Origin of the sequence: Micromonospora sp. NPDC050784, from assembly GCF_044456765.1 — a bacterium.
Taxonomy (GTDB): Bacteria; Actinomycetota; Actinomycetes; order Mycobacteriales; family Micromonosporaceae; genus Micromonospora; species Micromonospora foliorum.
Genome location: NZ_JBITGG010000028.1, coordinates 1 through 13,854, shown reverse-complemented (window position 1 = coordinate 13,854; position 13,854 = coordinate 1). Strand labels below are relative to the sequence as shown.

The 13,854-nt window shown below is 68.3% G+C and carries 9 protein-coding genes; all 9 read left to right on the top strand.

Annotated elements, in window-relative coordinates; all coding sequences use genetic code 11:
• The first annotated feature begins 114 nt into the window (after positions 1-114).
• Complete coding sequence (locus tag ACIBD9_RS29080) at positions 115-1,119, top strand: ABC transporter substrate-binding protein (RefSeq protein WP_396722424.1); 1,005 nt, start codon at positions 115-117, stop codon at positions 1,117-1,119.
• 188 nt (positions 1,120-1,307) lie between these two features.
• A complete protein-coding gene (locus ACIBD9_RS29075; protein WP_396722423.1) occupies positions 1,308-2,849 on the top strand; it encodes a sugar ABC transporter ATP-binding protein in 1,542 nt (513 codons plus the stop codon).
• Positions 2,846-3,916 (top strand): ABC transporter permease, encoded by a 1,071-nt coding sequence (locus ACIBD9_RS29070; RefSeq protein ID WP_396722421.1) that lies wholly within the window; start codon positions 2,846-2,848, stop codon positions 3,914-3,916. Before ACIBD9_RS29075 ends, ACIBD9_RS29070 begins: the two co-directional genes overlap by 4 nt.
• The gene (gene yjfF, locus ACIBD9_RS29065) at positions 3,913-4,902 is read left to right on the top strand and encodes a galactofuranose ABC transporter, permease protein YjfF (RefSeq protein WP_210781560.1); all 990 of its coding nucleotides are present in this window, start codon (positions 3,913-3,915) and stop codon (positions 4,900-4,902) included. The genes ACIBD9_RS29070 and yjfF overlap by 4 nt, the downstream gene beginning before the upstream one ends.
• Before the next feature lie 26 nt (positions 4,903-4,928).
• Positions 4,929-6,431, top strand: a complete 1,503-nt coding sequence (gene araA, locus ACIBD9_RS29060) for an L-arabinose isomerase (RefSeq protein WP_387177086.1) — start codon at positions 4,929-4,931, stop codon at positions 6,429-6,431.
• A gap of 344 nt (positions 6,432-6,775) precedes the next feature.
• Positions 6,776-8,872 (top strand): family 43 glycosylhydrolase, encoded by a 2,097-nt coding sequence (locus tag ACIBD9_RS29055; RefSeq protein ID WP_396722419.1) that lies wholly within the window; start codon positions 6,776-6,778, stop codon positions 8,870-8,872.
• A gap of 413 nt (positions 8,873-9,285) precedes the next feature.
• On the top strand, positions 9,286-10,272 hold the full coding sequence (locus ACIBD9_RS29050; protein WP_387177084.1) for a LacI family DNA-binding transcriptional regulator: 987 nt from the start codon (positions 9,286-9,288) through the stop codon (positions 10,270-10,272).
• A gap of 366 nt (positions 10,273-10,638) precedes the next feature.
• Positions 10,639-12,294, top strand: coding sequence for a glycoside hydrolase family 27 protein (locus tag ACIBD9_RS29045; protein ID WP_396722417.1), 1,656 nt, complete (start codon positions 10,639-10,641; stop codon positions 12,292-12,294).
• A gap of 285 nt (positions 12,295-12,579) precedes the next feature.
• Positions 12,580-13,722: a multiple monosaccharide ABC transporter substrate-binding protein gene (chvE, locus tag ACIBD9_RS29040; protein ID WP_387177082.1), complete on the top strand. Its 1,143-nt coding sequence runs from the start codon at positions 12,580-12,582 to the stop codon at positions 13,720-13,722.
• The last annotated feature ends 132 nt before the right edge of the window (positions 13,723-13,854 follow it).

Sequence of the window (13,854 nt, the reverse complement as noted above, 5' to 3'; positions counted from 1 at the left end):
CCGAGACCCGTCGGTCTGCACCACGACGCACCAGCACGCACCACCCGCGTACGCCGCTCTTGCGCACCTCGGCGGTTGTCGCGGTTACCCACCACATCCAGCCAAGGAGATTCGATGGGAAAGATGCGAACGCAGTCCGCTCCGTGGCGCGCTGCCGCGGTCCTCGCCAGCGTGCTGCTGGTCGGCGGCGTGGCGGCCTGCGGCAATAGCGACACCGGCGGCGGCGGGTCCAAGGACGACGGCAAGATCACGATGGGCTTCTCCCAGGTCGGTGCGGAGAGCGGGTGGCGTACCGCGAACACCACCTCGATCAAGGAGTCGGCGGCCGCCGCAGGCATCGAGCTGAAGTTCGACGACGCTCAGCAGAAGCAGGAAAACCAGATCAAGGCGATCCGCAACTACATCCAGCAGAAGGTCGACGTGATCGCCTTCTCGCCGGTGGTGGAGTCCGGCTGGGACACCGTGCTCAAGGAGGCCAAGGACGCCGACATCCCGGTCATCCTGACCGACCGCTCGGTCGACTCGGCCGACAAGTCGCTGTACAAGACCTTCCTCGGCTCGGACTTCGTCAAGGAGGGCCGGCTCGCCGGTGAGTGGCTGGTCGAGCAGAAGAAGGGCGCCTCGGGCACGGTGAACATCGTCGAGCTGCAGGGCAACACCGGTGCGGCGCCGGCGAACGACCGCAAGAAGGGCTTTGGTGAGGCGATCGCCGCCAACCCGAACCTGAAGATCATCGCTTCCCAGCCGGGCGACTTCACCCGGGCCGGCGGCAAGCAGGTCATGGAGCAGTTCCTCAAGGCCAACAAGCAGATCGACGTGTTGTTCGCGCACAACGACGACATGGGCCTCGGCGCGCTCGAGGCGATCACCGCTGCCGGCAAGGTGCCCGGCAAGGACATCACCATCATCACGGTCGACGCCGTCAAGGACGGCATGCAGGCTCTCGCCGACGGGAAGTTCAACTTCATCGCGGAGTGCAGCCCGCTGCTCGGCCCACAGCTGATGGACCTGGCCAAGAAGGTTCACGCGGGCGAGGAGGTGCCTGCTCGGATCGAGACGCAGGAGACCACCTTCACGACCGAGCAGGCCAAGGAAGCTCTGCCCAACCGTAAGTACTGATCGACGACGGGGTCGCCGCGTTTGCGTGGCGGCCCCGCCGCGTCGCTTCCCTACCCGAAACGGACCGGGCTTGGCCCGCGACGACCCCGTACCACGCCCGCCCGAGCGACCCCCAAGGGGCGACCGGGCGGGCGTGGCGGGAGCGTGGCGGCCCTTCCGTGTCGACAACCCAGAAGAGGTCTGATGGGATGACGGATAGCCGTCCGGTCCTGACGATGACCGGGATCAGCAAGTCCTTCCCCGGGGTGCGCGCACTCCACGACGTCAACTTCCGGCTCTTCCCCGGCGAGGTGCACGCCCTGATGGGTGAGAACGGCGCCGGCAAGTCGACCCTCATCAAGGTGCTCACCGGCGTCTACGACACCGACGAGGGCGCCATCACCCTCGACGGCGAGCCCGTGTCGTTCACCGGGCCGATGCAGGCGACCGCCGCCGGTGTGAGCACCGTTTTCCAGGAAGTCAACCTCTGCACCAACCTCTCGGTGGCGGAGAACATCTTCATCGGCCGTGAGCCCCGGGTCTTCGGCGCCGTCCGCTGGGGTGAGGTCCGCCGCCGCGCCCGCGCCCTGCTGGCCCGCCTCGACCTCGACCTCGACGTCAGCGCGCCGCTCGGCTCGTACTCCCTGGCGATCCAGCAGATGGTCGCCATCGCCCGCGCGATCGACATCAAGGCCCGGGTGCTGATCCTGGACGAGCCGACGTCCAGCCTCGACGCCGGCGAGGTGGCGCAGCTGTTCCGCATCATGCGGCAACTGCGCGACGAGGGCATCGCGATCCTGTTCGTGACCCACTTCCTCGACCAGGTCTACGAGATCGCCGACCGGATCACCGTGTTGCGTAACGGCGGGCTCGTCGGCGAGTACCTCACCACCGAGCTGCCCCAGCTCTCCCTGGTGGAGAAGATGATCGGCAAGGAGCTCGACGTCCTGGAGGGCATCGAGGAGCACTCCCGGCGGGACCTGGCCGCGCTGGAGGAGGGCACCCCCCTGGTGGCGGTGTCGAACTTCGGTCGGGCGGGCGCCGTCGAGCCGTTCAGCCTCACCATCCACGCCGGCGAGGTGGTGGGCCTGGCCGGCCTGCTGGGCTCGGGGCGTACCGAGGTCGCGCGGTTGTTGTTCGGGGCCGACCGGACCGACGGCGGCCAGGTCATGGTCGACGGCGCGGCGAGCAGCCTGCGCACCCCCGCCCAGGCCATCGACCACGGCGTGGGCTTCTGTTCGGAGAACCGCCGCGCGGAGGGCATCGTCGCCGACCTGTCGGTCCGCGAGAACATGATCCTCGCCATGCAGGCTGCCCGCGGCTGGCTGCGGCCCATTCCGCGTCGTCGCCAGGACGAGCTGGTCGACAAGTACGTCAAGGCCCTCAACATCCGGCCCGCCGACCCGGAGGTGCCGGTACGCAACCTCTCCGGCGGCAACCAGCAGAAGGTGCTCCTGGCCCGGTGGCTGATCACCGAGCCACGGCTGCTGATCCTGGACGAGCCGACCCGGGGCATCGACATCGGCGCGAAGACCGAGATCCAGAAGCTGGTGACGCAGCTGTCCGACGGGGGCATGGCGGTGCTGTTCATCTCCGCCGAGCTGGAGGAGGTGCTGCGTCTCAGCCACAAGGTGGCCGTGATGCGGGACCGGCAGATGGTCGCGCAGCTCGCCAACGACGAGAGCCTCGACGCCGACCGCATCATGCAGACCATCGCCAGCGGATCCCACCGGGAGGAGGCAGACCGATGAACGACACCATGAGCCGCTATCGGACGATGATCGGTCACCGGCTGTTCTGGCCCGCCGCCGTGCTGTTCGTCATGCTCGCCGCGAACACGATCTACCGGCCCGGGTTCCTGTCCATCGAGCTCAAGGACGGGCACCTGTACGGCACGCCGATCGACATCCTGCGACTGAGCGCACCGCTGATCCTCGTCGCGCTGGGCATGACCCTGGTCATCTCGACCGGCGGCATCGACCTGTCGGTCGGCTCGCTCTGCGCGATCAGCGGCGCGATCGCCTGCATGTACATCAGCAAGCAGCCCGACCAGAACAGCGTTGGCGTGGTGGTGACCGCCCTCGCGATGGCGATGGGGGTCTCGCTCGTGCTCGGCGCCTGGAACGGGGTGCTGGTGGCCGTGATCGGTATCCAACCGATCATCGCCACCCTGATCCTGATGGTCGCCGGCCGGGGCCTCGCCCAGCTGATCACCGAGGGCCAGATCATCACCATCAACTCCGAGCCGTACCGGGCGATCGGCCTGGGCCACGCGTTGACCCTGCCGCTGGCCATCTTCATCGCGCTCGCCGCGGCCCTGCTCGTCGCCGCGTTCACCCGTCGTACCGCGCTCGGCATGATCATCGAGTCGGTGGGTGGCAACGCCACGGCCAGCCGGCTCGCCGGCATCCGGTCCGGCCGGGTCATCTTCCTCGCGTACGTGATCAGCGCCGCGTGCGCCGCGGTCGCCGGTTTCATGATGACGGCCAACGTCTCCAGCGCCGACGGCAACGCCGCCGGCCTCTGGGTCGAGCTGGACGCGATCCTCGCGGTCGTCATCGGCGGTACGTCCCTCGCGGGCGGCCGGTTCTTCCTCAGTGGCACGATCATCGGCGCGCTGATCATCCAGACCCTGACCACCACGGTGTACGCCATGGACATCTCACCGCAGACCTCGCTGCTGTTCAAAGCGGTCGTCGTCATCGCCGTCTGCCTCATCCAGGCACCGGCCTTCCGGGCCCGGTTCAGCCGACGTAGGCGCAACGCCCCGCCGTCCGCCACCATCGCCGACAAGCCGAAGGAGCAGGTGCCGGCATGACCACTGGAACGCTTACCGCCGGTCGTACCCGGTTCCGGCTGCCGAGGAAGCAGATACCGGTCCTGGCGACGCTCGCCCTGCTGCTGGTGATGTACGGCATCGGCGTTTCGCAGTACACGGCGTTCTCCAACGTGCAGGTCATCTTCAACGTCTTCATCGACAACGGCTTCCTGCTCGTCGTCGCGGTGGGTATGACCTTCGTGATCCTGACCGGTGGCATCGACCTGTCGGTCGGGTCGGTCGTCGCCATGACGGCGATGGTGTCGGCCGCGCTGCTGCAGGACGGCATGCCGGCGGCGTTGGTGCTGGTCATCGCCCTGCTCATCGGCCCGACGCTCGGCCTGTTGATGGGCTGCGTCATCCACTTCTTCGAGATCCAGCCGTTCATCGTCACGCTCGCCGGGATGTTCTTCGCCCGGGGCATGTGCACGTTCATCTCCGGTGCGTCGATCCCGATCACCGACGGGTTCTGGACCTCGATGTCGCAGGAGCGGATCGGGGACCCTCGGGGCAACTTCGTGTCGATCAGCGTGCTGATCGCCTTCGTGGTGGTCGTCATCGCCGCGTACACGCTGGCCTACACCCGACTGGGTCGCAACGTGTACGCCATCGGCGGCAACCCGCAGTCGGCGCTGCTGATGGGCCTGCCGGTGGGGCGTACCCGGATCGCCGTCTACACGATCAGTGGTCTGTGCTCGGCCATCGGCGGGATCCTGCTGTCCTTCTACACTCTCTCCGGCGCGCCGCTGATCGCCGTGGGGATGGAGCTGGACGTCATCGCCGCCGTCGTCATCGGTGGCACGGTGCTCACCGGCGGCGCGGGTTACGTCTTCGGCACGGTGCTCGGCGTGCTGGTCCTGGGCGTGATCCAGACCCTCATCACCTTCGACGGGAGCCTCAACTCCTGGTGGACCAAGATCGTGATTGGCGGTCTGCTCTTCGCGTTCATCCTCCTTCAGCGCCTCATCGGAATCCGTTACAAGTGACCGCCCCTCTCGCGGAAGGCAACTCCATGGCACCACACACCGAACCCGAGATCTGGTTCCTCACCGGCAGCCAAGGCATGTACGGCGAGGAGACGCTCCGCCAGGTGGCCGAGCAGTCTCGCCAGATCGCGGCCGCGCTCGACGACTCGCCGCAGATTCCCGCCCGCGTGGTCTGGAAGCCCGTCCTGACCAACAGCGGTGAGATCCTGCAGGTCTGTCGGGACGCCGCCGCTCAGGGTGCCGTCGGGGTCATCGCCTGGATGCACACGTTCTCGCCGGCCAAGATGTGGATCTCCGGTCTGGACGCGTTGCAGACGCCGCTGCTGCACCTGCACACCCAGGCCAACGTTCTGCTGCCGTGGAACGACATCGACATGGACTTCATGAACCTGAACCAGGCCGCCCACGGCGACCGTGAGTTCGGGTACATCCAGACGCGTCTCGGTGTGGCCCGTAAGACGGTGGCCGGGCACGTCAGCGACCCGCGGGTGACGACTCGGATCGGGGCATGGGCCCGCGCCGCGCTGGGCTGGTCGGCGATGCGGTCGCTGCGCCTGGCCCGCTTCGGTGACAACATGCGCGACGTCGCGGTGACCGAGGGCGACAAGGTCGAGGCCGAGTTGCGGTTCGGGGTCTCGGTCAACACCTACGGCGTCAACGACCTGGTCGAGGTGGTCGGCGAGGTCACCGACGCGCAGGTGGACGACCTGGTCAAGGAGTACGAGGACACCTACCGCATCGTCGGCGCGCTGCTGCCCGGCGGCGAGCAGCACGACTCGCTGCGGTACGCCGCACGCGTGGAGTTGGGCATGCGCGCCTTCCTGGACGCGGGCGGGTTCCGGGCCTTCACGACGAACTTCGAGGACCTCGGAGGGCTGCGTCAGCTGCCGGGCATCGCCGTGCAGCGGCTGATGGCGGACGGCTACGGCTTCGGCGGCGAGGGCGACTGGAAGACCTCGGTGCTGGTCCGCACCCTCAAGGCGATGTCGGTGGGCGTGAGCGGCGGCACGTCGTTCATGGAGGACTACACCTACGACCTCACCCCGGGCAACGAGTTGGTGCTCGGCGCCCACATGCTGGAGGTCTGCCCGACGATCGCCTCCGACGTGCCCAACGTGGAGATCCACCCGCTGAGCATCGGTGGTCGGGAGGACCCGGTCCGGCTGGTGTTCGACGCCGCACCCGGTCCGGCCGTGGTGCTCGGGCTGGCCGACATGGGGGAGCGCTTCCGGCTGGTGGCCAACGAGATCGACGTGGTGGCCCCGCCGCAGCCGCTGCGCCGGTTGCCGGTCGCCCGGGCCGTCTGGCGTCCGCGCCCCGACCTGCCGGTCTCGGCCGAGGCGTGGATCACCGCGGGCGCCCCGCACCACACCGTGTTGTCGCAGGCGGTGGGCGTGGAGGAGCTGCACGACCTGGCGGAGATGAGCCGCACCGAACTCGTCGTCATCGACGCCGCCACGGAACCCCGTCGCTTCGCCGACGAGCTGCGCTGGAACCAGGCCTACTACCGGCTGGCCCGCGGCTTCTGATTCGCGCGGCCCGACCGCGCTCCGGACGGGTGGTCCGTCCCTGCCTGACATCCCTCGGGCAGGGACGGGCCACCCGTTTGCGTGTCCGCTAGCACGGTCACGAGCCGATTGGGTTACGTCTTGACTAAGGCCGTGTTATCGCTCACAGTCTATAACCAAGACGGTCGATGTCTGTGGCTGGCCCGGCCGCGATCATGTCCCTCCCCGTGTTCGGCAGATCAGCGCCTCGAACCACGGTGAGTGATGTTAGCGATCACATCCTGCGATCAGGCCAGCTCGGCACACCGCCCAGTGCCGCGGATGACGACCCCGGGCCGCTCGGAACGCATCGTCAGAGGAGGATCATGGTTGCCATCGGTCGGGTTCCCTGGACAACACCAGCGCGGGGGCGTGGTCGGCTGTCGCGGCTCGTCGCCGCCGCGGTCGCGGTGGTGGTCGGCGGCGCTCTGGCGGCTGTCGCGCCGACCGCCGCGTCAGCGGCGACTGTCGACACCAACGCCTGGTACGTGCTGGTGAACCGGAACAGCGGTAAGGCGTTGGACCTGTACGCCTCGGCCACCACCGACGGGGCGCGGATCAGCCAGTGGACGCGTAACAACGGCGTCAACCAGCAGTGGCAGTTCGTGGACTCGGGGGGTGGCTACTACCGGGTGAAGTCGCGGCACTCGGGCAAGGTGCTCGACGTCAGTGGCTTCTCTACCGCTGATGGCGGTGCGGTCGTGCAGTGGGCTGATCTCAATGGGACGAACCAGCAGTTCCGGTTGGCCGACTCGGACGGTGGTTATGTTCGGTTGATCAACCGCAACAGCAACAAGGCGGTCGAGGTGCAGGGCGCGTCCACCGCCGATGGTGCGAACGTGGTGCAGTACGCCGACTGGGGCGGCACCAACCAGCAGTGGCAACTCGTCCAGGTGGGCGGCAGCGACCCCGGCACCCCCGGCACGTCGTACTCGAACCCGGTGGTCTGGCAGGACTTCGCCGACGTCGACATCATCCGGGTGGACAACGCCTACTACATGTCGGCGTCCACCATGCACTACTCGCCTGGCGCGCCGGTCCTGCGCTCGTACGACCTGGTGAACTGGGAGTTCGCCGGTCACTCGGTGCCCCGACTCGACTTCGGCTCGAAGTACGACATGAGCGGCGGTAACGCCTACGTCGACGGGATCTGGGCGTCGACGCTGAACTACCGACCGAGCAACCGGACGTACTACTGGGCCGGGTGCATCGACTTCGCGCAGACCCACATCTACACCGCGTCCGCCGTCGACGGCACCTGGAGCAAGCACACCACCATCCCCAACTGCTACTACGACGCGGGGATGCTGATCGACGACAACGACACCATGTACGTGGCGTACGGCAACGGCACCATCAGCGTGGCGCAGCTGTCCGCGGACGGGAAGTCCCAGGTTCGTGCCCAGCAGGTCTACACCACGCCGTCGAGCATCGGAACGCTGGAGGGCGCCCGCTTCTACAAGCGCAACGGCGCCTACTACATCTGGCTCACCCGCCCGGCCAACGGCCAGTACGTGCTGAAGTCGACCAACGGCCCGTTCGGCCCGTACGAGCAGCGTCAGGTGCTGCTCAACCTGCCCGGCCCGATCTCCGGCGGCGGTGTGCCACACCAGGGTGGGCTGGTGCAGACCCAGAACGGCGACTGGTACTACATGTCCTTCGTCGACGCGTACCCCGGTGGTCGGATGCCGGCCATGGCCCCGATCACCTGGACCGGCGACGGCTGGCCCGTGCTGCAGACGGTCAACGGCACGTGGGGCAGCTCGTACCCCAAGCCGAACCTGCCGGCGCCGCCCCGGGCGGTCAAGCCGCTCACCGGCACCGACACGTTCGCCGGCACCACGCTCGGCCCGCAGTGGGAGTGGAACCACAACCCGGACAACAGCAAGTGGTCGGTCAACAACGGGCTGAACCTGCAGACCGCCACCGTCACCGGCGATCTGTACAAGGCGCGCAACACGCTGACCCACCGCATCCAGGGCCCCACCTCGACCGCGACGATCGAGTTGGACTACTCCACCATGCGCGACGGTGACCGCAGCGGCCTGGCGGTGCTGCGCAACTCGTCGGCCTGGATCGGACTCCGACGGGACAACGGGTCCACCCGACTCGTCATGCAGAACGGGCTGACGATGGACGGCAGTTGGAACACCACCAGCACCGGCAGCGAGGTGGCGAGCACCGCCGTCTCCGGTGGCCGGATCTGGTTGCGCGCCAACGCCGACATCAGACCCGGCTCCGGCCGACAGGCCCGTTTCTCGTACAGCACCGACGGGGTCAACTTCACCTCGTTCGGCAACGCCCTGACGCTGGCGAACAACTGGCAGTTCTTCATGGGCTACCGATTTGCCATCTTCAACCACGCGACGCAGGCGTTCGGTGGCGCGGTCACCGTGCGGCGGTTCGACCTGACGACCCCGTGACACCAGTCACACGACGATCGGTCTGACCGGGTGGCGCTGGCAACGCATGCCTGTCGGCATGTCGAGTCCGCGCCACCGCGTCGGGGCCTCGCCGGCCTGCTCCACGCTCTGTCCAGGAGCGCGGGCAGGCCGGCGTCCCACGTCGGGGCCGCGCCTCGCGCCGGTTGGCTGCGTACTCCGGGTGGGCGCCGCGTTGTGCGGCTTCGGCGCATCGCGCAGTCCCCGCACAGCCATGCCATGTCCGGGGCTGTTGCTGGCGTAGACTGTCGGCGATCCAGCGCTGGTCACCTGGGATTCAGCACCGGCGTGGTGACTGAGCGAGGGGGATCGGGCCGGACCGCCCCAGTCGACGTCGACGGGCCGCGGGCCGGAGATGTAGCGGGGGGAGTTAAATGGCCGTCCACGGTCCCGCGATGACGGACGTTGCTCGTCTCGCCGGTGTCTCCCATCAGACGGTGTCGCGGGTGCTCAACGGGCACCCCAACGTCCGTGAGCAGACCCGGCTTCGGGTGCGGGCGGCGATCGCCGAACTCGGCTACCGCCCCAACGGCGCGGCACGCGCCCTGGTGACCGGTCGATCACAGGTCATCGGCGTGGTCGCACAGAACACGACGCTCTACGGTCCGGCGTCGCTGCTGGCCGCTCTGGAGCAGACGGCCGCCGAAGAGGGTTTCGCGGTCAGCGTCGGCAGCGTGCGTAACCTGGACCACCGTTCCATCTCGGCGGCCGTCGAGCGGCACCTGTCGCACCGTGTCGCCGGCATCGTGGTCATCGCCCCGGTCGAGTCGGCCGGTGAGGCGTTGGAGCGCCTGCCCAAGGATGTCCCACTGGTCACGGTCGACGGTGACCCGAACCGGCCGGTGCCGCTGGTGACGGTCGACCAGGTGGCGGGCGCCCGGGCGGCGACGCAACACCTGCTCGACGCCGGTCACCGCACCGTCTGGCACGTCTCCGGGCCGACCGACTGGTTCGACAGCGTCGGCCGGATCGACGGCTGGCGGCAGGCGCTGCTGGCCGCCGGGCTGGATCCGCCGCCGCCCATGCCGGGGGACTGGTCCGCGGCGTCGGGTTACCGGTGCGGGCAGATGTTGGCACGGATGCCGGAGGTCACCGCCGTCTTCACCGCCAACGACCACCTCGCGCTGGGCGTGCTGCGGGCGCTGCACGAGTTCGGCCGCCGGGTGCCGGACGACATCAGCGTGGTCGGGTTCGACGACGTGCCGGAGGCGGCGTACTTCATTCCGCCGCTGACCACCGTCCGACCGGACTTCGACGCCGTGGCGCGGGCGAGCCTGCAGATGCTGCTGTCCCAGATCGAGTCGGGCACCGGTGGGGCGCTGCGGCAGACCGTCGCCCCGGCTCTGGTCGCGCGCCAGAGTGTCGCCCCACCGCGTCGCTGACAGCCGGACCAACCAGAGGCCGCCGCGGGCGCGGGGCTCAGTCCCGCCGCCGCTCGCCGCCGCCCGCCGCCGCCCCCCGCCGTTCCCCCGACGAGCGCTGCGCGACGGGTACGGGCCCGACGGGTGCGGGCCCGCGCCAGCGTGCGCCAATTTCCGGCTCTGCCACCGATAAGACGTGGCTCGATGGGTAGCGCAGTGTAGTTAATCGATGTCGGGCGATGCGGCATCGCGCAGCTATTGAACCTCGTGAAATGTCGCCGTAACATGATGGGCGTCTCTGTTAACGCTAACAAAAATTGGCGTCCAACTATCGGCGCACCGGCCAGGGATCGTGTTACGGGCGGGCGCCACCGACAAGGAGGCTCGATGAACCGCATTACCCGAGGTCGGCGCTGGGGGAGTGTGCTGGCGGCCGGAATACTGCTCGCCGGTGCCCTGGTCGGCCTTCGCGCCCCGACCGCGCAGGCACTGGACAACGGCGTGGCGCGCACTCCACCCATGGGTTGGAATTCGTGGAACTCGTTCGGCTGCAACATCAACGAGGCGCTGATCCGGCAGACGGCGGATGCGCTCGTCAGCAGCGGCATGCGGGACCTGGGCTACAACTACGTCGTGGTCGACGACTGCTGGTTCAACCCCAACCGGGACGGCTCCGGCAACATCCAGGGCGACCCCACCCGGTTCCCCAGCGGGATGAAGGCGCTCGGCGACTACCTGCACGCTCGGAACCTGAAGTTCGGCCTCTACCAGGTGCCGGTCGACAAGACGTGCGCACAGTACTTCGGCTCCTACCCCGGCGCCACCGGCAGCCGTGGTCACGAGGTGCAGGACGCCCGTCAGTTCGCCGCCTGGGGTGTCGACTACCTCAAGTACGACTGGTGCTCGCCGGAGGGCAGCATCAACGACCAGGTGGCCACCTTCGCCAAGATGCGTGACGCGCTGGCCGCGACCGGTCGACCGATCGTCTACAGCATCAACCCGAACAGCATCCACGCCAAGACCGGGCCGCAGCGCAACTGGGGCGACGTGGCCAACATGTGGCGAACCACCGAGGACATCACCAACGCGTGGGACACCGGTCAGAGCAACGGCTACCCGATGGGCATCCAGAACATCATCAACGTGACCGTTCCGCTGGCCTCCTACGCCAGGCCGGGTGGGTTCAACGACCCGGACATGATGGAGGTCGGCCGTGGCGGCATGAACGACACGGAGATGCGCAGCCACTTCGCCATGTGGGCGATCATGGCGTCTCCGCTGATCGCCGGCAACGACGTGCGGAACATGAACGCCGCGACGCAGACCATCCTCAAGAACGCCAACCTGATCGCGATCAACCAGGACTCGCTCGGGTTGCAGGGGACGCAGGTGTCGTTCGACGGCACGCGCCGGGTGCTGGCCAAGCGGCTCGCCAACGGTGACGTCGCCGTCGCCCTGTTCAACCAGGGCGGCTCCACGACGACGATCTCGACCACGGCCGCGGCCATCGGAAAGTCCGGCTCGTCGTTCACCCTGGTGGACGCGTGGACCGGTGGCACCAGTTCCAGCAGCGGGACCATCAGCGCCAGCGTCCCCGCGCACGGCACGGTGGTGTACCGGGTCAGCGGTGGCGGGACGACTCCGCCGACGACGCCGCCGCCGACCACGTCGAGCGCGTATGCCAGCGCCGCCTCCGGCCGCTGCCTCGACGTGCCGAACAGCAACACGACCAACGGCACGCAGCCGGTCATCTGGGACTGCAACGGCGCCGCCAACCAGCGCTGGACCAGCAGCGGTCAGACCCTGCAGGCCCTCGGTAAGTGCCTGGATGCGCCGCCCAACGCCGCGGCCGGCGCCAAGGTGCAGATCTGGGACTGCAACGGCGGGGCCAACCAGCAATGGACGGTAAACGCCAACGGCACGATCAGCGGCACGCAGTCGGGGCTCTGCCTGGACGTCAACAACAACGGCACGGCCAACGGCACCACGGTGATCCTCTGGACCTGCACCGGAGCGGCGAACCAGCGGTGGTCGCAGCGGTAGCCGCTCGGGCCCGTTGACCGCCCGGGTGGCGGCAACCCGCCCGATCCGGTAGTACTGGTGCCCGCGGACGGCAGACGTCGTCCGCGGGCACCAGTCTGTGCGGCGCGCGTCCTGCCCTTTCGGGGGACCGGCCGCATGACTACGCTCGCCTGGATGCTCCGTTACGAGACCGTGACACCGGTATTTCGGATCTGGTGTTGACGCAGTCTATGTGAGCGCTAACACTACCCGAAAGATGACAGTTGGCCCCGGCAGTCGGCGGGGGAGTCCAGAGAGGAGAAGCCCGTGGGCAGGAAATTCCTGGTTGCTCTCGGCGGCGCGGCACTGGCGCTGAGTTTGGCGGCGTGCAGTGGCGGGGGTGCGGGCAGCGGTGGCACCACCGGCGACGAGAAGCCCAGCGAGTTGACCATCGGTGTGTCGATGCCGACCCAGACCTCGGAGCGGTGGATCGCCGACGGCAACGCGGTGAAGTCGAAGCTTGAGGCCAAGGGCTACAAGGTCGACCTCCAGTACGCCGGCGACGACATCCCCACCCAGTCGCAGCAGGTCGACCAAATGATCACCCAGGGTGCGGATGTCCTGATCCTCGCGGCGATCGACGGCACCGCGCTCAGCAGCCAGCTGCAGGCAGCCGCGGCCGCGAAGATCCCGGTCATCTCCTACGACCGTCTGATCCGTGGCAGCAAGGACGTCGACTTCTACGTCAGCTTCGACAACTACAAGGTCGGCGTCGCCCAGGGCACCGCGCTGCTCGTCGGTCTCGGCCTGCTGAACAAGGACGGCTCGAAGGGCACGGCCAAGGGGCCGCTGAACGTCGAGCTCTTCGCCGGGTCGCTGGACGACAACAACACCCAGTACTTCTTCGGCGGCGCGATGGACACGCTGAAGCCGTTCATCGATAACGGGACGCTTGTCGTCAAGTCCAAGCAGACCACCCCCGAGCAGGTAGCCATCCTGCGGTGGCAGCAGGAGACCGCGCAGAAGCGGATGGAGAACCTGCTCACCTCCAGCTACAACGACGGCTCGAAGGTCGACGGGGTGCTCTCGCCGTACGACGGCATCTCCCGCGGCATCATCACCGCCCTGCAGAACGCCGGCTACGGCAAGGGCGCGAAGAAGCTCCCGGTGGTGACCGGCCAGGACGCGGAGATCGCCTCGATCAAGCTGATCAACGATGGCGTGCAGAGCTCCACGGTCTTCAAGGACACCCGACTGCTGGCCGAGCAGGCCGTGAACGCCGCCGAGGCGTTCCTGCAGAAGAAGCAGCCGCAGGCCAACGACACCCAGACGTACAACAACGGCGTCAAGGTCGTCCCGGCGTACCTGCTGCCGATCGCGACCGTCTACAAGGACGACATCAAGGCGACGCTGATCGACTCCGGCTACTGGACGGCGGAAGAGGTCGCCGCCGGTCAGGCCAAGAAGTAAGCCACTCGTCGGGGGCCGGGGGGGCCCCCCCCCCCCCCCCCCCGGGGGGGGCCCCCCCCCCCCCCACACCCCGCCCCCCGCCCCACGCCCCCCCCCCACCCCACCAGCGGGGCCACACCAACAACAAAACCC